At 68.9% G+C, this 24317-nt stretch carries 25 protein-coding genes; 12 read left to right on the top strand and 13 right to left on the bottom strand.

Annotated elements, in window-relative coordinates:
- Positions 1–17 precede the first annotated feature (17 nt).
- Complete coding sequence (locus tag ACWPXE_RS20960) at positions 18–737, bottom strand: helix-turn-helix domain-containing protein (protein ID WP_454019314.1); 720 nt, start codon at positions 735–737, stop codon at positions 18–20.
- Between the two features lie 491 nt (positions 738–1228).
- Between ACWPXE_RS20960 and ACWPXE_RS20965 the strand changes: the two genes are divergently transcribed.
- Both ACWPXE_RS20965 and ACWPXE_RS20970 read left to right on the top strand, forming a co-directional pair.
- Positions 1229–3667 (top strand): methyl-accepting chemotaxis protein, encoded by a 2439-nt coding sequence (locus ACWPXE_RS20965; protein ID WP_454019315.1) that lies wholly within the window; start codon positions 1229–1231, stop codon positions 3665–3667.
- A 90-nt stretch (positions 3668–3757) separates the two neighbouring features.
- Positions 3758–4114 (top strand): hypothetical protein, encoded by a 357-nt coding sequence (locus ACWPXE_RS20970; RefSeq protein WP_454019316.1) that lies wholly within the window; start codon positions 3758–3760, stop codon positions 4112–4114.
- 194 nt (positions 4115–4308) lie between these two features.
- Here ACWPXE_RS20970 and ACWPXE_RS20975 read toward each other — a convergent pair whose 3' ends face one another.
- On the bottom strand, positions 4309–4860 hold the full coding sequence (locus ACWPXE_RS20975; RefSeq protein ID WP_454019317.1) for a hypothetical protein: 552 nt from the start codon (positions 4858–4860) through the stop codon (positions 4309–4311).
- Between the two features lie 186 nt (positions 4861–5046).
- Here ACWPXE_RS20975 and ACWPXE_RS20980 point away from each other — a divergent pair, with 186 nt between their 5' ends.
- From ACWPXE_RS20980 to accC, 5 genes are all read left to right on the top strand, one after another.
- Positions 5047–6510 carry a dynamin family protein gene (locus ACWPXE_RS20980; protein WP_454019318.1) on the top strand — a complete coding sequence of 488 codons (1464 nt, stop codon included), beginning with the start codon at positions 5047–5049 and terminating at the stop codon, positions 6508–6510.
- A gap of 36 nt (positions 6511–6546) precedes the next feature.
- Positions 6547–7311, top strand: a complete 765-nt coding sequence (locus tag ACWPXE_RS20985) for a substrate-binding periplasmic protein (RefSeq protein WP_454019319.1) — start codon at positions 6547–6549, stop codon at positions 7309–7311.
- A gap of 125 nt (positions 7312–7436) precedes the next feature.
- Positions 7437–7886 carry a type II 3-dehydroquinate dehydratase gene (gene aroQ, locus ACWPXE_RS20990; protein ID WP_014241158.1) on the top strand — a complete coding sequence of 150 codons (450 nt, stop codon included), beginning with the start codon at positions 7437–7439 and terminating at the stop codon, positions 7884–7886.
- Positions 7887–7909: 23 nt separating this feature from the next.
- Complete coding sequence (gene accB, locus ACWPXE_RS20995; protein ID WP_014241157.1) at positions 7910–8359, top strand: acetyl-CoA carboxylase biotin carboxyl carrier protein; 450 nt, start codon at positions 7910–7912, stop codon at positions 8357–8359.
- A gap of 20 nt (positions 8360–8379) precedes the next feature.
- Positions 8380–9723, top strand: a complete 1344-nt coding sequence (gene accC, locus ACWPXE_RS21000) for an acetyl-CoA carboxylase biotin carboxylase subunit (protein ID WP_237903104.1) — start codon at positions 8380–8382, stop codon at positions 9721–9723.
- A gap of 228 nt (positions 9724–9951) precedes the next feature.
- On the opposite strand, the gene ACWPXE_RS21005 is transcribed toward accC, so the two are convergent.
- Positions 9952–10605 carry a ribonuclease T2 family protein gene (locus tag ACWPXE_RS21005; RefSeq protein ID WP_454019320.1) on the bottom strand — a complete coding sequence of 218 codons (654 nt, stop codon included), beginning with the start codon at positions 10603–10605 and terminating at the stop codon, positions 9952–9954.
- A 125-nt stretch (positions 10606–10730) separates the two neighbouring features.
- Here ACWPXE_RS21005 and aat point away from each other — a divergent pair, with 125 nt between their 5' ends.
- On the top strand, positions 10731–11372 hold the full coding sequence (aat, locus tag ACWPXE_RS21010) for a leucyl/phenylalanyl-tRNA--protein transferase (RefSeq protein ID WP_454019321.1): 642 nt from the start codon (positions 10731–10733) through the stop codon (positions 11370–11372).
- Between the two features lie 21 nt (positions 11373–11393).
- Here aat and ACWPXE_RS21015 read toward each other — a convergent pair whose 3' ends face one another.
- From ACWPXE_RS21015 to ACWPXE_RS21050, 8 genes are all read right to left on the bottom strand, one after another.
- Positions 11394–11852: a DUF2155 domain-containing protein gene (locus ACWPXE_RS21015; protein ID WP_454019322.1), complete on the bottom strand. Its 459-nt coding sequence runs from the start codon at positions 11850–11852 to the stop codon at positions 11394–11396.
- Positions 11853–11957: 105 nt separating this feature from the next.
- Positions 11958–12227, bottom strand: a complete 270-nt coding sequence (locus ACWPXE_RS21020) for a hypothetical protein (protein ID WP_454019323.1) — start codon at positions 12225–12227, stop codon at positions 11958–11960.
- A gap of 154 nt (positions 12228–12381) precedes the next feature.
- Positions 12382–12867: an outer membrane lipid asymmetry maintenance protein MlaD gene (mlaD, locus tag ACWPXE_RS21025; RefSeq protein ID WP_109067801.1), complete on the bottom strand. Its 486-nt coding sequence runs from the start codon at positions 12865–12867 to the stop codon at positions 12382–12384.
- A gap of 30 nt (positions 12868–12897) precedes the next feature.
- On the bottom strand, positions 12898–13290 hold the full coding sequence (locus ACWPXE_RS21030; protein ID WP_145674412.1) for an NADH:ubiquinone oxidoreductase subunit NDUFA12: 393 nt from the start codon (positions 13288–13290) through the stop codon (positions 12898–12900).
- 129 nt (positions 13291–13419) lie between these two features.
- Positions 13420–14091, bottom strand: coding sequence for a LysE family translocator (locus ACWPXE_RS21035; RefSeq protein ID WP_454019324.1), 672 nt, complete (start codon positions 14089–14091; stop codon positions 13420–13422).
- A 13-nt stretch (positions 14092–14104) separates the two neighbouring features.
- Positions 14105–15013: a lipid A biosynthesis lauroyl acyltransferase gene (locus ACWPXE_RS21040; RefSeq protein WP_454019325.1), complete on the bottom strand. Its 909-nt coding sequence runs from the start codon at positions 15011–15013 to the stop codon at positions 14105–14107.
- Positions 15006–16016 (bottom strand): tetraacyldisaccharide 4'-kinase, encoded by a 1011-nt coding sequence (gene lpxK, locus ACWPXE_RS21045; RefSeq protein ID WP_454019326.1) that lies wholly within the window; start codon positions 16014–16016, stop codon positions 15006–15008. The genes ACWPXE_RS21040 and lpxK overlap by 8 nt, the downstream gene beginning before the upstream one ends.
- Positions 16013–17296 carry a 3-deoxy-D-manno-octulosonic acid transferase gene (locus ACWPXE_RS21050; RefSeq protein WP_454019327.1) on the bottom strand — a complete coding sequence of 428 codons (1284 nt, stop codon included), beginning with the start codon at positions 17294–17296 and terminating at the stop codon, positions 16013–16015. The genes lpxK and ACWPXE_RS21050 overlap by 4 nt, the downstream gene beginning before the upstream one ends.
- Before the next feature lie 285 nt (positions 17297–17581).
- Here ACWPXE_RS21050 and ACWPXE_RS21055 point away from each other — a divergent pair, with 285 nt between their 5' ends.
- Complete coding sequence (locus ACWPXE_RS21055) at positions 17582–18937, top strand: methyl-accepting chemotaxis protein (protein WP_454019328.1); 1356 nt, start codon at positions 17582–17584, stop codon at positions 18935–18937.
- 49 nt (positions 18938–18986) lie between these two features.
- Here the strand turns inward: ACWPXE_RS21055 and ACWPXE_RS21060 are convergent, their stop codons facing one another.
- Together ACWPXE_RS21060 and ACWPXE_RS21065 are read right to left on the bottom strand one after the other, a co-directional pair.
- On the bottom strand, positions 18987–19985 hold the full coding sequence (locus ACWPXE_RS21060) for a glycosyltransferase family 4 protein (protein WP_454019329.1): 999 nt from the start codon (positions 19983–19985) through the stop codon (positions 18987–18989).
- Positions 19982–20833 (bottom strand): UDP-2,3-diacylglucosamine diphosphatase, encoded by an 852-nt coding sequence (locus ACWPXE_RS21065; protein ID WP_454019330.1) that lies wholly within the window; start codon positions 20831–20833, stop codon positions 19982–19984. Before ACWPXE_RS21065 ends, ACWPXE_RS21060 begins: the two co-directional genes overlap by 4 nt.
- A 195-nt stretch (positions 20834–21028) precedes the next feature.
- Between ACWPXE_RS21065 and ACWPXE_RS21070 the strand changes: the two genes are divergently transcribed.
- The 3 genes from ACWPXE_RS21070 to ACWPXE_RS21080 all read left to right on the top strand — a co-directional run bounded on the left by ACWPXE_RS21070 (position 21029) and on the right by ACWPXE_RS21080 (position 24291).
- Positions 21029–21970 carry a diacylglycerol/lipid kinase family protein gene (locus ACWPXE_RS21070; RefSeq protein ID WP_454019331.1) on the top strand — a complete coding sequence of 314 codons (942 nt, stop codon included), beginning with the start codon at positions 21029–21031 and terminating at the stop codon, positions 21968–21970.
- A 121-nt stretch (positions 21971–22091) separates the two neighbouring features.
- Positions 22092–23702: a hypothetical protein gene (locus ACWPXE_RS21075; protein WP_454019332.1), complete on the top strand. Its 1611-nt coding sequence runs from the start codon at positions 22092–22094 to the stop codon at positions 23700–23702.
- Positions 23703–23811: 109 nt separating this feature from the next.
- Positions 23812–24291: an anti-virulence regulator CigR family protein gene (locus ACWPXE_RS21080; protein WP_454019333.1), complete on the top strand. Its 480-nt coding sequence runs from the start codon at positions 23812–23814 to the stop codon at positions 24289–24291.
- The last annotated feature ends 26 nt before the right edge of the window (positions 24292–24317 follow it).

The raw sequence follows: 24317 nt of genomic DNA on the forward strand, positions 1-24317 counted from the left end.
CCATTGTCGTTCCGCCGTCAGGTGGACGCCTTGCTGGGTTTGCCGGTGGGCGCCTTTCCAGCGCGGTAGATGTCCGCCGGGTCCCAGACGGCGCCGTGACGCCGCCGCTTGCCACCGGTCGTCGTCTCGGCCTTGGCGCGGGGCTTGACGGTGGCCTTCAGGACCATCTTGCCGGCCGGCACCGGCGGAACGGCCTTCGGCGCCGCCGGGGCCGTCAGCATGATCGCCTCGCGCGGGAAAGTCCTTGCCGGTATGGCGGTCGAGGACGCGGCTTCCGTTGGCCCGTCATGCTCGTCCTCGCGTGCGTCATGCAGATGGGGGGACAGGGAACTCAGCAGCGAGAGAAGCTCGTCGCCCACGCCTTCCGGTGCCGCCCGCCACAAGCGAAGCATGCGCGCCTCGCGGCGGCTGATCGAACTGTCGCTGATCCGGGCGTTGTCCGCTGCGGGCGTTTTTCCGACCGGTGCCTGCGGGTCGTCGTAACAATCGAAGAAAAAACTGACGGGAACGTCGAGTACCTGTCCCAGGCGATAAAGCGTTCCGGCGGAAATGCGGTTGGAGCCCCGCTCATATTTCTGGACCTGCTGAAACGTCAGGCCGATGGCTTCGCCCAGCTTCTCCTGACTCATACCCAACAAGGTGCGGCGCATGCGTACGCGCTGCCCGACATGAGCGTCGACCGACCAGGATTCGGGCGACCCGCGTCGCCCTCTTTTGCGTGCCGCAGGTTCGCTCATGGACCCGGAACTCCAATGCTTGCGAATAAATATGTAGGATTTGAGAATGTCGCTTGGATTGTTTGCACAGAACTTTTCAGCAGGCAAGCGGAATCTCCGAGATTACTGCGCCGATGCCATGACTTGGACAGGCATAATGGCATATGGACTCTCTGGAGCCCTTGTTGCAGCGGGATGCTGAAAACACCGATTGCGGGGGAGCGCCAGCATCGCGCGTGCCGGTTGCGGTGCCGGTCCGGCGTGATGGTTGGGAAACAAACGAAGAGAAACGGCGCGGTATGCGTGCTGATTATGTCGAATTGTGGTGATTTGGAGCCCGCAGCTTGGTGTGGAAACACTTTGATAATCAAATTCGGATAGGTCGCATGGGATAGAGTTCGCGCCACAGGCAGCGCCGGTCCGGCAGCATCGGGGCGGGGGTGCCGGTGGGCGGCGATGGTTGGCGGCGACGCTCCCCTGCGCCGCCGGATCGCAATCAAAGGATCAGGTCGATGCAGACAAGCAGTCTGGCGGGGCGCTTCAAGGTTGGAACCCGCATTTACTTCGGTTTCCTCGTGGTTCTGCTGCTGCTGGCGGTGGTCGTCGCGATCGGCGTGAGAGGCCTCGGGGTGGCGCGGGACGGCTTCGAGTCCTATGCGACGGTGAGCAACCACTCGATCCAGGTCAGCTCCATCGACGCGCAGGTCGCCCAGATGCGCCGCCTCGCCTTGACCTTCAACACGTTCGGCGACCCGAAGGTGGCGGACCAAGTGCGCGCCGTCCAGGCGACCCTGGTGAAGGACCTAAGGGGTGCCCTGGACGGCACGACCGGTGAGCGCCGCGCACTGCTGGAGCGGATGAACCAGGTCTTCGCCAACTACGTGACCGACTTCAACACGCTGGCGGAGCTTCGTCTGCGCCGCGACCGCCTCTACGCCGAGCAGCTCGTCCCGGCGGGCGAGAAGGCGCGCGAGACCGTGTCGCAGCTCGTCTCCACCCTGATCGCCGACGGCGAGCACGAGGCGGCGGCCAACGCCGCCCTCGCGCAGGAGCAGCTGTTGATGGCGCGGCTGGCCGCGTCGCGCTTCTTCACCAGCCCGAACGAGTCGATCATCACCGAAGTGTCGGCCCGCGACGACGCCTTCGGCGAGGCCATCCGCCGGGCGACGGAGCGGTTGAACAACCCGGCGCGCCGGGCCACGGCGCTGGCCGCCGACCAGCTGGCCGACCGCTACGTCTCGCTGTTCCGCGAGACCGCCGCCGTCATGCTGGAAAACACCCGGCTGGTCGACGTGATGGGCGCGCGCGGCGTCGAGTTCGCCGACCTCTCCGACCGCACCGTCGCGATCGAGGGCAAGGACCGCGACGCTGTGCTGGCCGAAACCACCGGCAGCATGGACCGCACCCTGTCGGCCAACATGACGATCGCGGCCGGCGCCTTCCTGTTCGGCCTGCTGCTGGCCTGGGCGGTGGCGCGGTCCATCGTGAAGCCGGTCGTGTCGATGACCGAGACGATGACCAACCTCGCCGACGGCGACCTGACGGTGACCATTCCGGCGCTGGCCAACCGTGACGAGATCGGGCGGATGGCCCAAGCGGTGCAGGTGTTCAAGGACAACGCCATCCAGAAGAAGGCGATGGACGAGGCCGAGCGCGAGCGTCTGGAGGCCGAGCGCCGCGCCGACGAGGCGCAGCGCGCCCGCGAGACGGCGATCGGCGAGGAGATCGCCGCGCTGATCGACGGCGTGTCGAAGGGCGACCTGTCGCGCCGACTCGATCTGACCGGCAAGGACGGCTTCTATCGGACGATGTCGGAGGGCATCAACCGCCTGACCGACACGGTGGAGGCGGTCATCGCCGACCTCGGCGCGGTGCTCAGCGCGCTCGCCCAGGGCGACCTCAACAAGCGGGTGGAGCGCGATTACCAGGGCGCCTTCCAGACGCTGAAGACCGACGTCAACACCACCTCCGCCAAGCTGTCGGAGATCGTCGGCCAGATCCTGCGCGCCACCGACGCGATCTCCGGCGCCGCGTCCGAGGTCTCGCTGGGGTCGAGCGACCTCGCGGAGCGGACGGAGCAGCAGGCCTCCTCGCTGGAGGAGACGGCGGCGAGCATGGAGGAGCTGGGGGCGACCGTGCGCTCCAACGCCGACAACGCCCAGCGCGCCAACGGCATGGCCGCCGACGCCCGCACCGCCGCGGAGTCGGGTGGGACGGTGGCGGACTCGGCCATCGACGCGATGAAGCGCATCGAGGCGTCGAGCCGTAAGATCACCGACATCATCGGGGTGATCGACGAGATCGCCTTCCAGACCAACCTGCTGGCGTTGAACGCGGCGGTGGAGGCGGCGCGGGCCGGCGACGCGGGCCGAGGCTTCGCGGTGGTGGCGCAGGAGGTGCGCAACCTCGCCCAGCGCTCCGCCCAGGCGTCCAAGGAGATCAAGGGCCTGATCCTCGACAGCGACAGCCAAGTGAAGGACGGGGTGGAACTGGTCAAGAAGGCCGGCGACGCGCTGGAGGGCATCGTGTCGGGCGTCCAGCAGGTCGCCGGGCTGATCGCCGAGATGGCCTCAGCGTCTTCGGAACAGGCGGCGGCGCTCGACGAGATCAACGCCACCGTCTCGCAGATGGACGAGATGACCCAGAAGAACGCAGCCCTCGTCGAGGAAACCACCGCCGCCGCACAGTCGCTCGCCAACCAGGCGACGGACCTGCGGTCGCTGGTCAGCTTCTTCAAGCTGGACGCCGCGGCCTTCATGGCGGCTCCCGCCGGTCATCAAGGCGGCGGGGCTCCGGCTCTGCGGCGCAGCATCGCCCCGACCAAGCCGGCCTCCGCCAAGCCGGTGGCCCGCAAGGCGGCGGCTCCGGCCCGTTCGGCGACAGCGGGCAAGGCGGCCGCGGCGACCCTGCAGCGCGCCTCCGCCGATGAGGACGATTGGAAGGAGTTCTGACCGGGTCGCGCTGAAAAAAGCGTGCGATGGAAAAGGCGGCGCGGACGTTTGTCAGGGAAGGCCATCACACCAACCGGGAGTGACGAACCCATGACCGCGCGCCGCCTCAACTCCGTGAAGATCATGGTGCCCCTGGTCCTTGCCGGCGCCCTGTGGGCGGGGCCGGTGGGGGCGGCCGACACGCCGCCCCCACCCGGCGCGCCCTCCACGCCGGGCGAACAGGCCCGCCAGGGGGTGGAGCTGCTGATGAAGGCGCTGGAGGGGTGGGTGCGGCAGGTGCCGATGTTCGCTCCCCCCGAAGTCACGCCGGAAGGCGACATCGTCATCCGACGGCTCGACCGCTCCCGTCCGGCACCACCCAATCCGGCACCGGCCGAACCCGCACCACCGAAGTCCGCGCCGCCGAACCCCGAACCCCCGGTGCCGAACGCGCCGACCGACCTGTAGGGCGGCGGTAAAGCCCGATACAGTCTGTCACGCAGCGCGGCGATGTGGTTTCCGATGCCCAGCGGAGCCCTCGGAAAGGCTTAACGGCCCCTTAATTCATGGTTAATAACGAGTTAACGACCGTTTGCGAGCTGAACAGAGGCCGCATCGGCCCGTCTGCGTGACGCGCTGTATCGGCCTTTCCGCCCCGCCGGTCAGCCGGCATGCCAGGGGCCGCCCGGACGGGCAAACCCTTCCACCTGATCGCGCAACTTCTGGATCTGCGACGGGGTGAGGGTGAGGCCCAGCCTCGTGGCGAAGGCGGCGGCGAGAGCGCCGCGCGTCGGGCGCTCCCCGCGGTCCGACAGGGCGCGGTACAGTTCGAACGCTGCGGCGTAGCGCCGCAAGGCTTCCGGACGGCGGCGCAGTTGGGCCGCCTGCGCGGTGGCGGCCTCCTCCAGATGGGCCTCCAGGCGGCGCAGGGCGTCCGTCGCCGACAGGGCGGGCAGGGCAACGGGCGACTCCGCTTCACGCTCGGGCCGGCCGATGGCCGCCTTGGCGCGGTGCCGCCGCTGGCGCAAGCGGTCCTCGTTGCGCAGCCGCTCCGCATAGGCGGGATCGCTGCGCCGCCGTTCGGTGCGGTTCCGGTTGGCGCGGGCGTTGCGTTCCTCCCGGTCCGCGCGGCTCTGCGGATCGCTGAGAAGGAAGGCGAGTTCCTCCGCGGTCAGGCGCAGGGAATCGGTGTCGGGGTTGTTTTCGGCAGTCATGCCGAAAGCAACGTTCCAGGCCCCCTTTCCGATCCATACCACCAAAGAAGGTCACAAGGCGGCGGCGGCGTCATGGCGTTTCCGGCCACGGCGATTTCGCTGTCCATCGCAACGGCGCCTCGTGCTAGAGAATGCCCCCGACACCAGACGTCACCCCAATTCACAGCAGACGGGACCCGGCCGGCCATGACCCCAAGGCAAGCCCTCCAGCAGCGCCTCGCCGCCCTGGACGCGCATCTCCGCGCGGAAAACCCGAACCTTCTCCCGGTCATCCCGACCTTCCGCAATTTCGACCGGGTCCTGGTCCGGCTGGGTCTGCTGGGTCCGCACGAGTCGCTGACCACGCGCATTCCGTGGTGGCCGATGATCGCGGTGCTGGGCACCTTCTCCGCGGGCAAGTCCACCTTCCTCAACGGCTATCTCGGCGCGCCGCTGCAGAACACCGGCAACCAGGCGGTGGACGACAAGTTCACGGTGATCTGCCACGGCCCGGAAACACGGCGGGAGGCCCTGCCGGGTACCGCGCTGAACGCCGACCCGCGCTTTCCCTTCTACCGGATCGCTGACGAGATCGAGAAGGTCGCGGCGGGCGAGGGCAAGCGCATCGACAACTACCTGCAGCTCAAGACGCTGTCCGGCGACCGGGCGCGCGGCAAGATCTTCATCGACTCGCCGGGCTTCGACGCCGACGACCAGCGCCGCTCGGTTCTGCGGCTGGTTGACCACATCGTCGAGCTGTCCGACCTCGTGCTGGTCTTCTTCGACGGGCGCCACCCTGAGCCGGGGGCGATGCAGGACACGCTGAAGCATCTGGTGGCGAAGACGGTGGACCGCGCCGACGCGCGCAAGGTCTGCTACATCCTGAACCAGATCGACACCACGGCGAAGGAAGACAATCTGGAGGCGGTGTTCGGCGCGTGGCAGCGCGCCATCGCCCAGGCCGGTCTGGTCTCGGGCCGCTTCTACGCGCTCTACGACAGCAAGTCGGCGGTCGCCATCGCCGACGACGCGGTGCGCGCCCGCTACGAGGCGCGGCGCGACTCCGACCTCGCCGAACTCCAGGTGCGCATCAACGAGGTGGAGGTCGCCCGCGCCTACCGCATCGTCGGCATGATCGACAGCCTCGTGAAGGAGCTGAAGGGCGAGATCGTCCCGCAGCTCGCCGCGGCGATGAAGCGCTGGCGCAAGCTGGTGCTGATCGGCGACGCGGTGTGGCTGGCCCTGCTCGCCCTGCTGTTCGGCGGGATCGCCAGCCTCGCCGGCGGCGACACGGTGTCGGCCTTCCTCACCTGGCTGACCCAGTCGCAGCCGGCCTGGACCGGCGGCCTGCCGATCGGGGTGCTGGTGGCGCTGGTGGTCCTGGCCGGTCTGTTCGGCGCCGGCCATTTCTGGCTGCGCTCCTTCATGGGCCGCCGGGTCGCCCGCAGCCTGCCGGAGCGCTACGGCGACGTGGACCTCAACCTGCAGCAGGGCTTCCTGCGCAACACCCGCTTCTTCCGCTCGATCTTCCGCAAGAAGCCGGCGGGCTGGAGCGGCGGCGCCGAGAAGCGCATCTTCTCCATCCGCGAGGCGGTGGCGGAGCATGTCCAGCGCATCAACGACCTGTTCACCGACCCCGCCGGGCGGCGCAACCGCGCCCCGGCGGAATGAGCGGGCGTCCGCAGGAGAGGGGGTAGGGGAAAGGCGATGGCGGGGCGGCTGTGTCTTCTGGCCATGCTCCTGCTGCTGGCGGCGATCGGTCCCGTCCGGGCGGCCCCGCTCGACTCGGCCCTGGACCTGGTCACCGGCAACGACTTCGCCCCCTTCACCGGAGAGGATCTTCCGGAGGGCGGCCTGCTGACCGACATCGTGCGCCGTGCCTTCGACGAGGTCGGGTTGCGTTATGGCGTGCGCTTCATGCCCTGGCGCCGCGGCTACGATGGCGTCCTGGCGGGCAGGTTCCTCGGCACCTTTCCCTATGTCCGCGCGCCGGACCGCGAGATGGAGATGCTGTTCTCCGACCCGCTGCTGGAGGTGCGCCAGCTCGTCTACCTGTCCGCCCACAGCAGCATGGTGTTCCACACGCCGGAGGATTTCCGGGGCCGCACGGTCTGCGCGCCGGTCGGCTACGCTTTGCCGACGGACCTGGCGGACCTGGCCGCGGCGGGCGCGCTGGCGCGGGAAAGCCCGGCGGACCTGCCGGCTTGCGTGCGGATGGTCGCCTCGGGCCGTGTGGACGCCTTCGTCATCGACGAATTCACCGGGCGGAGCGCGGTGGCGAAGGCGATGGCCGGGGACGAGATCCGCATCGCCCCCTTGCCCTACGCCCGCGCCGGGCAGCACCTGATTCTCTCCCGCTCGCTGCCGGAGGCGGCGGCGATCCTGGCCGCCTTCAACGCCGGATTGAGAAAGTTGAAGGATGGTGGAACCTTCGAGGGGATCCTGCGCCGCCATCTGTCCGCCGCGCCGTGAGGCGTTTGGCGCCGAAGGGGGCAGGACACGCCGAATGGGCGTAATGTTTGCGCCATGCGGCATTGCCAGCGCGACGCAAAGTGCTATAAACGCGCGGACTCGATCTTGGAAAAGGGGCGTGGCCCGTGGCCATCGACGCTTCCGTTCTGGTCCTGAACGGACCGAACCTGAACATGCTGGGCGTGCGCGAACCGCACATTTATGGCTCCATGACGCTCGACGATCTGGAAGGCGCGTGCCAGGAACGCGCCGAACAGCTTGGGCTGGCCATCGACTTCCGGCAGTCGAACCACGAGGGCGAACTCGTTTCCTGGATTCAGCAGGCGCGGACGGAGCATGACGGCATCGTCATCAACGCCGGCGCCTACAGCCACACCTCCGTCGCCATCATGGACGCGCTGATCCTGTCCGAGCTGCCGATCGTCGAGGTGCATCTCTCCAACATCTACAAGCGTGAGGCCATCCGCCACCACTCGCACATTTCCGCGGTGGCCAAGGGGATGATCTGCGGCTTCGGCCCTCACGGGTATCTGCTGGCGCTGGACGCCATGGCGAATATCCTCGAGCGCGACTAAGGAACACGGGAAAAACGAACACCATGGCAAGCTTCGACATCGACGGCGATCTGGTCCGCAAGCTGGCGGATCTCCTGCGTGAGACGGGCTTGAGCGAGATCGAGTTTGCCGAGGGCGAGAAGCGGATCCGCGTCACCCGCCCGACGGCCGCCCAGGCGGTGGCCGTGCACGCTCCGGTCGCCGCTCCCGCTCCGGTCGCCGCTGCGGCCGCCGCCCCGGCGGGCAAGCCCGCCAGCCATCCCGGCGCCGTCACCTCGCCGATGGTCGGCACGGCCTACGCCGCGGCCGAGCCGGGCGGCACGCCCTTCGTGCGCGTCGGCGACACGGTGAAGGCCGGCCAGACCGTCCTCATCATCGAGGCGATGAAGGTCATGAACCCCATCAAGGCCCCGCGGGGCGGCACGGTTGTCGAGGTCCTGGTCTCCGACAGCCAGCCGGTGGAGTTCGGCGAAGTCCTTATGATCATCGAGTGAGCGGGGATCATCCCTTGGCGATGTTCGAGAAGGTCCTGATCGCGAACCGCGGTGAGATTGCTCTGCGCATCCACCGCGCCTGCCGTGAGATGGGAATCCAGACCGTGGCGGTGCATTCCACCGCCGACGCCGACGCCATGCACGTCCGCCTCGCGGACGAGAGCGTGTGCATCGGCCCCGCGTCGGCCCGCGAAAGCTATCTGAACATTCCGGCGATCCTGTCGGCGGCGTCGATCACCGGGGCGGACGCGATCCATCCCGGCATCGGCTTCCTGTCGGAGAACGCCCAGTTCGCGGAGATGGTGGAGGAGCACGGCTTCACCTTCATCGGCCCGACCGCGGAGCACATCCGCATCATGGGCGACAAGGTCACCGCGAAGAAGACGGTGATGGAGCAGGGGCTGCCCGTGGTCCCCGGTTCCGACGGCCCGGTGCCGACGCTGGAGGAGGCGGAGAAGATCGGCCGCGAGACCGGCTATCCGATCCTCATCAAGGCGGCGGCGGGCGGCGGCGGCAAGGGCATGAAGGTCGCCCGCAACCCCGACCAGCTCAAGGAAGCCTACCAGCTCGCCCGTGGCGAGGCGCGCGCCGCCTTCGGCAACGACGAGGTCTACATCGAGAAGTATCTCGGCCGGCCCCGGCACATCGAGATCCAGCTTCTCGGCGACGAGCACGGCAACTGCGTGCATTTCGGCGAGCGCGACTGCTCCGTGCAGCGCCGCCACCAGAAGGTCATCGAGGAGGCCCCGTCGCCGGCCCTGAACGCCGAGCAGCGCGCCTTCATCGGCGATCTGGCGGCCAGGACGGCGGCGGCCATCGGCTACCGCGGCGTCGGCACGATGGAGTTCCTGTTCGAGGACGGGCAGTTCTACTTCATTGAGATGAACACCCGCCTGCAGGTCGAGCACACGATCACCGAGATGATCACCGGCATCGATCTGGTGCGCGAGCAGATCCGCGTGGCGACCGGCGCCCCGCTCGGCTACGGCCAGGCGGACATCCGGTTCCAGGGCCATTCGATCGAGTGCCGCGTGAACGCGGAGCATCCGGAGACCTTCATCCCGTCGCCGGGGAAGATCGACGGCTACCACGCGCCGGGCGGCCTGGGCGTGCGCGTCGACTCGGCGCTCTACGACGGCTACCGCATTCCGCCGCACTACGACAGCCTGATCGCCAAGCTGGTCGTCCACGGCACCACCCGCAACGAGTGCCTGATGCGGCTGCGCCGGACGATCGAGGAGTATGTGATCGGCGGCGTCGACACCACGCTGCCCCTGCACCAGCGCATCATCGCGCAGCAGGCCTTCATCGATGGCAACTACGACATCCACTGGCTCGAACAGCTGATGGGCATGAAGAAGTAAGCGGTTGAACGGTTCAACAAAAAGAGCCCTTCCTCCCCATCGGGAGGAAGGGCTCTTTTTGTTTAAGGCAGATTCTAAACCCTCTCCTCTCCGGGGAGAGGGTGGCCCGAAGGGCCGGTGAGGGGGGTGCGCTTTTGCCGGAACCCATCGCAACGCGCAACCCCCTCACCCTATCCCTCTCCCCAGAGGGGAGAGGGGACATCGAAAGCGTTCATCCTGGATGGGATGTCACGGCGTCGCGGTCAGCAGGGCGTCGCGGCGGCAGCGGTCGACCACCTTGGCGCCGCAGGGCATGAAGGACAGGTCCTTGTTCAGGCACAGCCGCACCTCGGCCACATCGCGCTTGGAGCAGATCAGCGCCACCGACTCCGGTTCCAACCCCGGGTTGGCCTGAACGAACAGGCGCTCCACCTGGGCCGCCGGGATCGACAGGTCGGACTTCGGGGCCTGAAGCGCCTCGGGGATCTTCACCTTGGCGAAGGCCTTGCGGACCTGCGCGAAATAGTCGGTGACGGGCAGGCCGCTGCAGGTGCCGTGCTTCGTCCATTGGTGCACGATCAGCCCGACGCTGGGCATCACCGGCATGGTGGCGTCAACCACGGTGCGGGGGACCGTGCGGTCGCGGGTGCAGGTGGCCGGGTAGCCGCCGTTGCTGTATTGCGGCCACAGGCCGTGGACGATGAAGCCGAATTTGCGCTCCACCCCGCACTGGTCGGGATCGGCGTCGCCCTGATTCTTGGCGCAGTGGGTGGGGGACCAGGACAGGCTGAGCACATAGTAATCGAAGGTGCCGGGCTCCGCCTTGCGCTGCGCCCATGACGCGCCGGTCATCGAGAGGAACGCAACCACCGATATGGTGATGACTGACAGAACCGTCTTCATGTTGGAGCTCCTGCGGTGAACACCTCTTTCCGTTGCATACCATGGTGGGAGCCACCTGTCGCGCGGAAGTGGTGCGCTGAGATAACGTTGCGGGGGCGAGGGGGCAAACGGCTATAGTGTCCGCGATGATCGAACTGTCCGCATCGCTGCTTCTGCGCGCCTACGCCGCCGGCATTTTCCCGATGGCGGAGAACGCCGACTCCGAGGAGCTGTACTGGTTCGATCCGGAGCGGCGGGGCGTCCTGCCGCTGGAGGGCTTCCACGTCCCGCGCAAGCTGCGCAAGACGGTGCGGCGCGGCCCGTTCGCGCTGCGCTTCGACACGGCCTTCCGCGCGGTGATCGAAGCCTGCGCGGAGCCGACGCCGGACCGTCCGAAGACTTGGATCAACGGCGACATCCTGCGGCTCTACACCGAACTGCACGAGCGCGGCTGCGCCCACAGCGTGGAATGCTGGAGCGGCGGCCAACTCGTCGGCGGCCTCTACGGCGTCGCGCTGGGCGGCGCTTTCTTCGGGGAAAGCATGTTCAGCCGCGTCACCGACGCCAGCAAGGTGGCGCTGGTGCATCTGGTCGCCCGGCTGCGGGCGGCAGGTTACACGCTGCTGGACGCGCAATTCGTGACCGAGCATCTGAGCCAGTTCGGCGCCATGGAGATCCCGCGCGCCGAGTACCGCCGCCGGCTGGCGGCCGCCCTGGCTGTGCCGACGGACTTCGGCGGCGTCGACCAGGACGCGGCCATCACGGCGTTGTTCGGCCCGGAGGGCTGAGGGCGGGGCGCTGGGCCGGACTCAGTCGCCCTCGCAGGACAGGACCCAGACGTCGTAGATCGGGTGCTCCATCGCCGACAGGGCGGGGCTGGAGGCGAACATCCAGCCGCTGAACACCGGCTCCGCCTGCTCACCGGGCTTGCTTTCGATCACTTCGAGGAAGGCCGCAGTCTCCGGCGGCTCGATCGGCGGGTTCTCCTTGCAAGCGCGCAGGGTGATGCGCAGGCTGCCGAGCGCCTTGGTCTCGCCGACCGCGATGGTGAAGGTGGAGGTGCGGGCGGTGATCTTGTCGAGCCCCTGCAGCTTGGCGGCGGGGCGGCTGACCATCTCTTCCGGCACCGGAGCGGCGCTGGCCGGGCCGGTCAGGCCCAGGACCGGAAGGCAGAGCAGCGCGGCCGCCAGGGCCGCGCCGCGAACGCGTTTGCCACCGATCGGGCCGGCGAGGCTTCTCGGAGTCGTCGTCACTTGGATCGTCGTCACTGGGGATCGCTTCCGTGATGTCGAACGGCGTGGGCCGAAACCCGACAGCCTTCTAGCCCGGAAGCGTCTCCCCGTCTACTCCATGCCAGCTTTGTTGGGCCCGCTTTACTGGGTGATGCTGCCGCTGGGACGGGTGCCGCCATAGGGGGCGTTGGTGGTGGACGGACCGGCGGTGCCGTTCTTCTCCTCGACCTTCTGGGTGGCGGTGCCGCCCGCCGCACCCGCGGCGCCACCGACCACCGCGCCGACCGGCCCGCCGATCACGGCGCCCGCCGCAGCCCCGCCCAGCGCGCCGCTGGCGGCCTTCTCCTCGGTGTTGACGCCGCAGGCGGCGGCGAGCAGGGCGAGGCCGAGAACCAGGAAACGGGCTTTCATCGCTGATCTCCTTTGATGAGTGTGCCGTGTTGGGTCTGGGCAAGGAAACGGCAGCGTGGCCGCGGCTGTTCCGAAGGGGTTGGGAAAAAGTGGATGCGCCAAACGAAAAAAGGGGCCGCGAGGCCCCTTCGTTCGTCGTGTCATTGCGCGGCGTTTACAGCTTGGGCGGCTCGCCGCCCTCCTGGCCGGGCTTGCTCATGTTCTGCAGCGAGAAGATGACCTGGCCCAGGAGCTGCTCGATGCCGGGGGTGCTCTGCGTGTACTCGACGCGGCCCTCCGGCTTGAGCATGTCCTCTTCGCCACCCGGCTCCAGCGACAGGAACTTGCCGCCCAGCAGGCTCTCCGAGGCGATGACCGCCGCGGTGTCCTTGGGCAGCTTGATGTCCGGGTGGATCGACATGTGGACGACCGCCTGATAGCTCTTCGGGTCGAGCGTCAGTTCGGTGACCGACCCCACCTTCACGCCGCTGATCCGCACGTCCGCCCCGCTCTGCAGGCCGGAGATGCTGGTGAAGTTGGCGGTGAGGGCGTAGCCGTTCACCTTGCGCAAATCGGCGCTGGTGTAGGCAAAAGCCAGAAAAAAGCCGGCCACGGCGAGGACGACCCCGCCGAGCACGGTTTCAATCACATTGCGGCGCATGAGGGATTCCTAAAGGACCGCGCAGGCGTCTCAGCCCGGAGTCCAGGGTTCGTAATCGCCGGTGGCGCGCACGCGCTGCCCGCCCGCATACTGGTGCCCGGGCGGCCGGTAGGCCTGGAGCGAGCCGGACAGGTTCGGCAGATGCTCCTTCTGCCACGGCTTGTGGAAGGCGCTGTTGCCTTCCGGCAGCGGCTCCTTGGTGGTGTGGTGCAGCCAGGAATGCCATTCCGGCGGCACCTTGGAGGCATCCGGTTCCCCGGCATAGATCACCCAGCGGCGTTCCTTCACGCCGGCGATGGCGCTGGGGCAACGGTAATAGGTGTTGCCGAAGCGGTCGGTGCCGACCTTGTTGCCCCGGCGCCAGGTGACAAACCGGATGTGGATGTTCGCCATCCAGGTGATCAGGGAGATTTTCTCGCTCATCGTCGCTCGCGGTCGGTAAGCCATTCGGCCGGACGGGCTGGCCGGTTAAACGCGGGCGGCACTATGACACCCCCGGCCACGCTCGTCCACTGACTCCGCAACGTCTTTTCCCGCCTGACGGATTTGCCGTCAGGCGATGCGCCGGTCGGTCAGCAGCAGGCGCAGCGCGAAACCCAGGAACAGCACCCCCGCGACACCGTCCAGAACCGCCCGCACCCGTGCGCTTGACAGCGCGCGGCGCGCCGCACCGGCGCTGAGGGTCGCGACCCCCAGCAGGTAGAGGCCGCCGATGACGCCGAGGATCGAGCCCAGCAGGAAGATCTGCAGCGCGACGTGGCCGAGCGCCGGTGCGACGAATTGCGGCACGAAGGCGAGGTAAAACAGGATGACCTTCGGATTCAGCAGGTTGGTCAGCAGCGCCTGGAGGAAGACGCGGTGCGCCGGGGCCGACTCGGGCTTGACCGTCGCCTCCTCCGCGCCGCCGCGCCGGCCGAAGCCGGTCCGCAGGGCGCTCCACAGCGCCCGCCCGCCGATCCAGCCCAGATAGGCGCCGCCGGCGTAGCGCAGCACGTCGAACAGGGCCGGCGAGGCGGCGACCAGCGCCGAGATGCCGGCGGCGGCCAGCAGCGCGTGGATCAGGTTGCCCAACGTGATGCCGGCGGTGGCGACCACCCCGGCGTTGCGCCCGTCCATCACGCTGCGCGACAGAACCAGCAGCGAATCCGGTCCCGGCGCCAGCGTCAGGACCAACGCCGCGACGAGGTAGAGTTGAAGCAGATGCGGGTCGAGCGGCAGGGCCATGGGACTTTCTCCGTCAGTCGGGCCAGCGCCGGTGCAGCCAGAGCCATTCGGCGGGGCGCTCGCGAATCCATTGCTCCAACAGGCCGTTCAGGCGCTCCATCAAAATCCGCACATCAGCGTTGCGGTCACCGGTGTCGGGAGGCTCGACCGGCGGCAGGACGGTGATGCGGAAACGCGCGCCGTCCAGCCGTTCCGTCCGCGCCGGCACCAACGGAATGCCAAGCCGCAGGGCGAGCTGCGCCGCCGCCGGGGCGGTCATGGCGTCGCGCCCGAAGAAGGGGACGGGCATGCCGTCGTTCATCTTCTGGTCGATCAGCATGCCGACATGCCCGCCCTTGGTCAGGACCCGGATCAGCGCGCGCGCCCCCTCCGGCCCTTTCGGAATGTGCGTGCCGCCGGCGGCCCCCCGCAGTTCGGTCAGCAGCCGGCCGACATAGGGGTTGTTGGGCGCGCGGTAGACCACAGCCAGTTCCAATCCCATCTTGCGGGAGCAGACGGGCTTCACTTCCCAGTTGGCGAAATGGCCGGACACCAGGATGCCGGCCTTGCCGTCCTCGCGCAGGGCGTCGATGTGCTCGCCGCCGACCACTTCGGTCCGGCCGCCGGGGCCGTACGCGCCGATAGCGTCCAGATGCGGGTACTCGGCGATGACGCGGCCCAGATTGTCCCACATGCCGAGGATGATCGCGTCGATCTCCGCGGGGGATTTCTCGGGGAAGGCGCGCTCCAGGTTGCGGCGGGCGGTGCGGGTGCTGCGAAGGCGCGGGCCGACGGTCCGTCCGATCCAGCCGCCGAGCGCCGAGGCGCGGTCGAGCGGCAGGGCGCGGAACAGGCCGCAGAAGCCGTGGACGAGAACGGCCTCCAGCGGGTAGCCGACCCGGCGGGTCAGCCAGGACACCAGGGGGCCGCGCGGCTTAGCCATTGGGAACTCCAGTCGGAAGCCCGGTCAGAAGAGGGGCGAGCAAGCGGTCGAGGGCGGCGGGGTCCCGCCAGACGGCGCGCACCGGCACCGCCCGGACCAGGGCGCGCAGGGACTCCGGCAGGCGGACGGCGTCCTTCACGGTGGTGACCGGCAGGGCACCCAGCGCGTTGGCGCGGTCGATCAGGGCCATCACCTCCTCGGGGCGGTAGGGATGGTGGTCGGCGAAGGCGACACGCTCCACCACCCGGGCGCCCAGAGCTTCCAGCGTCGCGAAGAACTTTGCCGGACGCCCGATGCCGGCGAAGGCCAGGACCGTCCGTCCGGCCAGGGCACGGGCCTCCTCGACCGGCTCCAGCCGGGCGTGTAGGACCGGCAGGGCGCCGGCCACCCGGCGCTCCACCCCGGCGCGGTCGTCGCCCAGCACCACGACGGCCCCGGCGCGGGCCAGCCCGCGGGCCACCGGTTCGCGCAGGGGGCCGGCGGGGATGAGATGGCCGTTGCCGAAACCCACCGCCCCGTCCACCACGATCAGCGACAAATCCTTGGCGAGGCCGGGATTCTGGAAACCGTCGTCCATCACCAGGACGGAGGCGCCCGCGGCGATGGCCGCCCGTGCCCCGGCGGCGCGGTCGCGCGCCACCCAGCAGGGGCCATGTGCGGCCAGCAGCAGCGCCTCGTCGCCCACCGCGGCCGAATCGTGGATGCCGAGATCGACGGCCAGCGGGCCACGCTCGCGCCCGCCATGACCGCGCGTGAGGAAGGCGGGGGCGATGCCGCGGGCGCGCAGGGCTTCGGCCACGGCGATGCAAACCGGCGTCTTGCCGGCGCCGCCCGCCACCAGATTGCCGACGCAGAGGACCGGGGCTGCGGCCCGCTCCGGCTGACCCGCCGCCATGCGCAGCCGTCCGGCCAGCCCGAAGAGCGCGCCCAGCGGGGCGAGCGCCCAGCCGAGAGCCGCCCCGGCGGCTCCGCCGGACCCGTACCAGAAGCCGGGAGTCCTCATGCCGCGGGCCGGACGCGTCCGGCGCCGAGGACGGGAGCGAGCGCCGCGAGCGCGCGGTCGACGATCCGCCGGTTGCCCTCGGTCACCGTGGTCGCGCCGGCGACGACGCGGGTGCGGACGGCCTCGTCGCTCAGCAGGCGCTCGACCGCGTCGGGGAGGGACTCCGCCCCGGCCACCGGAAGGGCGCCGCCGGCGGCTTCGAGTTGGCGGGTGATCTCCGTGAAGTTCCACATGTGCGGGCCGTAGAGGACGGCGCTGCCGAGCAGGGCGGGTTCCACCGGGTTCTGGCCGCCGTGGGGCACGAAGGAACCGCCCATGCAGACCACCGGGGCCAGCCGGTAGAACAGCCCCATCTCCCCCATCGTGTCGGCGATGTGCACGGCGTCCGCGGCGGCGGGCAGGGCGCCTTCGCCGCGGCGCGAGACGGTCAGGCCGCGCCCGCGCAGCAGAGCCGCGATGTCGGCGCCGCGGTGGGCGTGACGCGGAATCACAAGGGTCAGCAGGCCAAGCAGGCGCGGGGCCAGCGCCTCATGCACCGCGGCGGCCAACTCGTCCTCGCCGGGGTGGGTGCTGGCGAGCAGCCAGACGGGGCGCCCGGCGCAGGCCGCGCGCAACGCCGCCAGAGCCGCGGGATCGGCGGGGGGCGGCTCGGCGGAGAATTTCAGGTTGCCGACGCTGACGACGCCCCGTGCGCCCAGCCGGCGCAGGCGGTCGGCGTCCCCCTCCGACTGGGCCAGCGTGATCTGGAAGGTCGAAAGCAACGGCGTGATCAGGCCCGACGCGCAGCGCCAGCGGTTGAAGGAGCGCTCCGACATGCGCGCGTTGACCAGCGCCGCCGGAATGCCGCGCGCCCGAACGGCGCCGAGCAGGTTGGGCCAGATCTCCGATTCCGTCCACAGCACCAGATCGGGGCGCCAATGGTCGAGGAAGCGGTCCACCGCCGTCGGCAGGTCCACCGGCACATACTGGTGAAAGGCGCGCTCCGGCAGGCGGCGGGCCATCAGCTCCGCCGAGGTGACCGTGCCGGTGGTCATCAGGACCGTCAGGTCCGGCGTTTCGTCGAGCAGGCGGTCGATGAGGACAAGGACCGAGTTGGCTTCGCCCACGCTGGCCGCGTGAATCCAGGCGAGCCGCCCAGGAGGGCGTGGACGCGCGGCCGTGCCGAACCGCTCCCCCCGGCGGGCGGAGTCCTCCTTGCCGGCGGCCAGACGCCGGTCGAGATACAGACGAACCGCCGGCCCGGCGAGGGTCGTCAGGCCGCGGTAGAGTGACTGAAGCATGCGGGTCGAAACGCCATCCGACAAAACCAGCGCGGCCAGATTTCCCGGCCACGGTCCCCACCACTTTAGCACGGGGGGCTGTGGCAGAGGTAAGGCTTTGCGCTGGCGCCCACCGGAAGGCTGATGGCCGGATGGGGGCTGTCGGCATACCAGGGTATGACGATTTTGCGACCCATTATGATAATTTTGAAGCAATCCGATGCTATCCTGACGGCGTAGAAACGTTGGCAACTTCAAGGAAGGCGGGCAATGCGCCAGCCTCCAACATTTCGGGATGATAATATCATGGCGGGCGTACAGGAACGTGACGGCCAGGAAAACCGGCTCCGGGCCTTCAACATCACCGAAGCGGACATCGCGCGTCTGCGCGCCAACCGGGATTTCGCGCAGCACCGTCTGCCTGCGCTGCTGGAGCAGTGGCACAGCGCCTTCGCGGCTTGGCCGGAAATCCGCGACGCCCTGACCCTGCCCGACGTCCACGCCGCGCGTGTCGCCCATTGGAGCCGCGTGGTCTCGGGCGATCTCGGGCCGGGCTTCCTGGAATCCGCCCATCGTCTGGCCAAAGCCTTCTACGACCACGGCGTGCCGGGCTATGCGGTCGCCATCTGCCATCACACCGTGTCCAACGGCATTGTGCGCGAACTGGGTCTCGACGCGGCGGACGGGCGCGGATCGCTGTTCGGATCGAGAAAGGCGACGGAGCGGGCAGCCCTGCGCGACACGCTGGGCCGCGTCGCCTGGCTCGACCTCGAGGTGCTGCTGGAGACCTACGCGGCGGCCGAGCAGGAGAGCAAGCGCGCCATCCTGAACCAGCTCGCCGACAGCATGGAAGGCAGCGTCCGCGGTATCGCCGACAACACGGTGGCCGCGTCGGACGAGATGAAGGGCAACGCCCAGCGCATGGCGCAGATCGCCGCCGCCACCAACCGCCAGTCGCTCGCTGTCGCCGCCGCCGCCGAGCAGGCGTCGGCCAACGTGCAGACGGTCGCCGCCGCGTCCGAACAGCTCACCAGTTCCATCGCCGAGATCAGCCGGCAGGTCGCCCAGTCGTCGCAGGTTGCCCGCGGCGCGGTGGCCGAGGCGGAGCGGACCAACGCCACGGTGAACGGGCTGGTCGACGCCGCGCAGAGGATCGGCGCGGTGCTTCAGCTCATCAACAGCATCGCCGGGCAGACCAATCTGCTGGCGCTGAACGCAACCATCGAGGCCGCCCGCGCCGGGGAGGCCGGCAAAGGCTTCGCGGTGGTCGCGCAGGAGGTCAAGAACCTCGCCAACCAGACGGCCAAGGCGACCGAGGACATCTCCATCCAGATCGCCAGCATCCAAGAGGTCGCGCGTGGCTCCGCCGAGGCGCTGAGCGGGATCGGCGCCACCATCGGCAGCATCAACGACATCGTCATCACCGTCTCCGCCGCGGTGGAGCAGCAGACCGCCGCCACCCAGGAGATCGTCCGCAACGTGCAGGAGGCCGCACGCGGAACCCGCAGCGTGACCGACACCATCGGGGCGGTGACCAGCGGCGCGTCGGAGACCGGCAGCTTGGCCGAGGAGGTGCTGGGGTCCGCCGGCAACCTGCACCGCGAATCCGACCGCCTGCGCGAGAGCGTGGACCTGTTCATGCAGCGCATCCGCGCCGCGTGATCGGAATGGGCGGGGACCGGCCGCGTGCCGGCCCCGCTCCATGTCGTCCTCAGGTGAATGGGCGCAGGTTCGCCAGGAACTGTTCGGCGGAGCGGCGCCAGGAGAAGTTCAGGGCATAGTTCCGGCACACTTCTGGCTGGATGGTCAGGGCGCGCTCGATCGCCCCCTTGAGATCCTCGTCCAGGCAGCCGACAGCGGAACCGTCAACCACGTCCAGCGGGCCGGGCACCGGGAAGGCGGCCACCGGCACGCCCGAGGCCAGCGCCTCCAGCAGCACCAGACCGAAGGTGTCGGTGCGCGACGGGAAGACGAAGACGTCCGCCGCAGCGTAATGCTGGGCCAATTCCTCGCCATGGCGGGCGCCGGCCCAATGGACGTCCGGGTATTTCTGCTGAAGCTCCGCGCGGGCCGGGCCGTCGCCGACCACCAGCTTGCTGCCCGGCAGGTCGAGCTTCAAGAACTCCTCCAGGTTCTTCTCCACCGCCACGCGCCCGACATAGAGGGCGATGGGGCGGGGCAGCGCCAGGAACTCCTTGGCGCGGGGGCGGAACAGGTCGGTGTCCACGCCGCGCGTCCAGCGCCGGATGTTGGTGAAGCCGCGGGCGGCGAGGTCGCTCTCGATGGATGGCGTCGCCACCATCACCGCCGAGGACGGCCTGTGGAAGCGGCGCACCACCGCGTAGCTGAGCGCCAGCGGCACCGGCGCCCGGTCGCGCACATACTCGGGAAAGCGGGTGTGGTAAGCGGTGGTGAAGGGCCGGCCGCGGTGCAGGCAATAGCGCCGGGCGGCGAAGCCCAGCGGCCCTTCGGTGGCGATGTGGATGCAATCGGGGCGCAGCGCGTCGATCATCGCGTTCAGCCGCCGCCCCGCGCCCAGCGCCAGCCGGATTTCCGGGTAGGTGGGCATGGGCACGGTGCGGAAGCGGTCGGGGCCGATCACCTCGACCCGGTGGCCCATGGCCTCCAACTCCGAGCGGACGGTGCCGATGGTGCGCACCACGCCGTTGACCTGGGGGAGCCAGGCGTCGGAGACGATCAGGATGTTCACGCCGCAACCGACTCCTTGGAGGCCTTCTCCTTCACAGTCTCCGGCTTCTCCTTGGCCGGGATGCGGGCGGGCAGCGTCGTTGCGACGCGCCGGCGGATGTCCGCCGCCCAATCGATGATCTCCAGCCGGCCGCAGGGATGCTCGACCAAGGCGGTGCAGGACTCGACCCAGTCGCCGTCGTTGCAATAGAGGATTCCTTCCATGTCGCGGATTTCCGCGGTGTGGATGTGGCCGCAGACGACCCCGTCCACCCTGCGGCGCCGGGCCTCGTCGCCGAGAGCGGTCTCGTAATTGCCGATGAACTCGACCGCCGTCTTCGTCTTGTGTTTCAGGAAGGCGGACAGGGACCAGTAGGGGAAGCCCAGCTTGCGGCGGACCCAGTTGAACAGCGTGTTGACCTGGAGCAGGAACACGTAGGCGTTGTCGCCGATGAAGGCCAGCCAGCGGGCGTACTTCACCACCACGTCGAAGCGGTCGCCATGGGTGACCAGAAGCTGCCTCCCGTCGGCGGTGACGTGGATCATCTCCTCGACCACCTGGACGCCGCCGAACTGCAGGCCGACGTAATCGCGGGCGGCCTCGTCGTGGTTGCCGGGAATGTAATAGACCTGCACACCCTTGCGCGCCCGGCGCAGGATCTTCTGCACCACGTCGTTGTGCGCCTGCGGCCAGTACCATGTCTTGCGCAGCCGCCAGCCGTCCACGATGTCGCCGACGAGATAGAGGTGGTCGGACTCGTTGTGCTTCAGGAAATCGAGAAGATACTCCGCCTTGCATCCCCGCGTGCCCAGATGGACGTCGGAGATCCAGATGCTGCGGTATCGCTTGACGTCGCGTGATGCGTTCATGCCCCGCTCCATCGCCGTTCCGGCAAGGTTTCGGTAAAACGTCTTCCCTATATCCGTGGGCCATTGTCTTGACAATGTTTTCAAGTGTTCGCATTTGTAGGAGCCTATAATTTCGATAAGACTTCTTGTTAGCGTAACAAAGGCGAAAAATGACTTCATCAAAACTGACACAGGATGGTCATATTGGAGGCTGGTGTGGCTGACGGGGGCGAATCGGTGCCTGAGGCGTCCGGGCCGGCCGCGGCGACCCGGCGTCGTCTTCTGGTCATCCACAACCCGGTGGCCGGCGCCCGCCGGGCGCGCCGTCTGGGTGCGGTGCTGGAACTGCTGGAGCAGCGCTACGGGGCCCCGGTGACGCTTCGGGCCACCGGCGGGCGCGGCGACGCGGAGGCGATGGCCCGCGCGGTGGCCCCTGGCGCCTTCGACGCGGTGGTCGCCGCGGGTGGCGACGGCACCATCAACGAAGTGGTCAACGGGCTGGGCGCGCGCGGACGCGGGGAAACGACAATACCCTTAGGCATCGTGCCGCTGGGCACCGCCAACGTGCTCGCCCATGAACTGGACCTGCCCCTGGATGCGGAGGGCGTGGCGCGGGTGCTGGCGGAAGGGCGCACGCTGCCCGTGCATCTGGGTGTGGCGAATGGACGCGCCTTCGCCATGATGGCCGGTGCCGGCCTGGACGCCCGCGTGGTCGAGCGGGTGGACATGCGGCTGAAGCGGCTGATCGGCAAGGGTGCCTACGCGATGGAAACGCTGGCCCGGATCGCCGCGGGCGGCGGCGGCCCCTACCGCGTGGCGGTGGACGATGCGGAGCCGGTGGAGGTCGCCTCCGTCATCGTCGCCAAGGGGCATTTCTACGGAGGGCGCTTCGTCTGCGCGCCCGACGCCCGGCTGACCGACCCGCGGCTGCACGTCTGCCTGTTCCCGCGGGCGGGGCGGGGGAACACCCTGCGCTATCTGTGGGGCGTCACCGCCGGTCGTCTGCCGCGCTTCCCCGACTACCGCATCCTGCCGGCCCGGCGGGTGGTCATCGATGGGCCGGTGGGGGAACCCGTGCAGGGCGACGGCGACGTGATCGCCCGTCTACCGGTGGAGATCGCGCTGGCCCCGTGGGTCCTGCCGGTGCTGGCGCGCTGAACAGCTTTTTAAGAGTCCGTTAAGGGATCTCTTGGGAAAATTACTTGGGAACATTCGATAATTACTTTGGTCTCTAAGGATTCAGGCCCCGCGGCCCAGGCGGGACCGCAAGGGGGAAGCCATGTCCACGTCGATCAACGCCCTGTTTTCGGCCACCACGGCCAGCACCACCGCGACCGCCACCAAATGGAAGCCCGCCGGGGGTGCCGCCGAGGCGGAGGGGACCTGGAAGGCGGCCTCTGACGCCGGGTCCTCCGCGGGCTCCGCGGCCTTGGCCGCCTTGAAGGGTGAGGACAGCGTGGAACTCAGCGGGCTGGCCAAGTCGCTGACCGGTGTGGCGGGGAAGGTCTTCGCGTCCATTGGCTCCAAGGGCCGCGCGATGCTGGAAGACTTCGTCAAGTCCGGCAAGATGACCGAGAAGGACGTGGCGCTTGGGCTGCGTCAGATGGCGACCAACGCCGTGAAGGACCGCTACGTGAAGGAGCGGCCCCAGGACGAGGAGGACAAGGCCTGGGCGGAGGAGGCCGAACTGGCTGAAAAAGCCTTCAAGACCAAGACGGAGCGCATGGGCAAGGCCATGTCGGCCCTGAACGAGGCGCGGACCGCCGCTTACGACGCCTTCGGAAAGGACGAGGACACCGAGGCGTTCCAGGCGGCGATGGCCCCGGCCAATGCCCTCTTCCGCGCGGAGGCGGCGGACATCCAGCGCGAGGCGGTCGAAACCGCCGGTGGCGATCCGAACAAGATCATGGGGAAGGCCTTCGCGTATTCCCTGCAGAAGGGAGAGGAGGCGTTCGAAAAACTGGATTTCGGCGCGGAAGCGGAAGGCGGCGAGGGTGGGCTGCTGTCACCGGACAATGAGAAGGGAAAGGCCGCCGCCAAGCTAATGCATGACCTGGGCTTTGAGGGGAAGCTCTGGGCGAATGGTCTCGCGCAGTACGCCGCGGACGTGGACATTCCCGGCATCGGGCGCGGTGAGGTCGACAAGAGCCGCCCAGGGGGCAAAGACCTCGAGCCCTCCGCCAAGGAGGAGGCGGAGGCCGCCGGCCTGCCGCCGCCGCCCACCACGGTGCTGACCACCAGCCAGACCCCGGGGCTCCAGGGCTTTGCGAAGGTCGTGCAGGACGCCCGCGACTCGCTGGATGCCACCTACACGGCCATGGCGAAGGAAGGCAAGGGGGTGAACTACTCCGACCCCACCGGAAAGGACGTGGAGCGGCTGTTCGGCGGCTTCGACCGGCGCAGCCTCCACGCCATCGCCAGCAACAAGGACGGAACCTTCTCCAAGAACGAGCAGCAGGCGGCACAGTCCGTCATGGCCCGCCAGCAGAAGCAGGCGATGGACGCCGCCGACCCCCTCGGCACCGACAAGGCCGCCGCCTACCGCGCCGGGGTGAAGTTCCTTGACGAGGCCAGTCAGGAGGAAAAGGAGTCGGTCAACTGGTCGGTGCAGCGGGCGGCACTCCAGTACAGCTACGAGAAAACGACGAAGGAAACCGGTGCGCCGATGGAGCGGCTGGGCAACGGCAGTGCGCTCGCCTCGGTGCTGAAGGACGCGCTGGAGGCCCAGGACGCGCAGACCGCCGACGTGATGAAGAGCATCGGTGGAAAGACGATGGGAGGGGAGGGCACGGGATACGTGTCCGACCTGAAGAGCCTGTCGCTGTTCCGGGATTTCCTGCCCAACCTGTCGGTTCGCGGCGCCGGCGGACCGATGAGCGTGACGGTCTGATATCCTGCCCTTGCCACAGGCCAGCGGCGGAGCTTGAGGCTAATCCGATGGGGGTAGGGCCGCGGGGTGCGCTGGCGGCTCACCTTCGGCAGGCAGGGGAATGCGGATCATGAGTAAGGATCGGATGCGGCGCCGGAGTGGGCGTGTCGCGCTGGCGCTTCTGGCGGTGCTGTCCATGGCCAGTCCGGCCACCGGCCCAGCGCTGGCGGACAAGCCCGACTGGGCCGGTGGTCCCGGCGGAGGGCATGGCAAGCCGCAGGGAGGGCCGTCTTACGAAACCCGGGGGCACGACTCCAAAGGGCGCGCCTCAGGAGGGTCGGTGTCCCGCGGCGAGGTGACGATCATCCGGGACTATTTCGTCGCCCATCCGGTCGGGGTGACGGCCCTGCCGCCGGGGATCGCGAAGAAGCTGGCGCGCGGCCAGCCGCTGCCGCCGGGCATCGCCAAAAAGGTGGCGCCCGTCGATCTGCGCCAGCGGGTGCCGGTGTGCATGAACGGCTGGGAGTGCATCCTGGCCGGCGCGGACATGCTGATCCTGGACGCGGTCCACGGCACCATCGCCGACATCGTCCGCGGCGTGGTTCGTTAACAGGGGGTCCGCTGACAGGAAGAGGA

The organism is Azospirillum sp. Marseille-Q6669 (assembly GCF_965111635.1).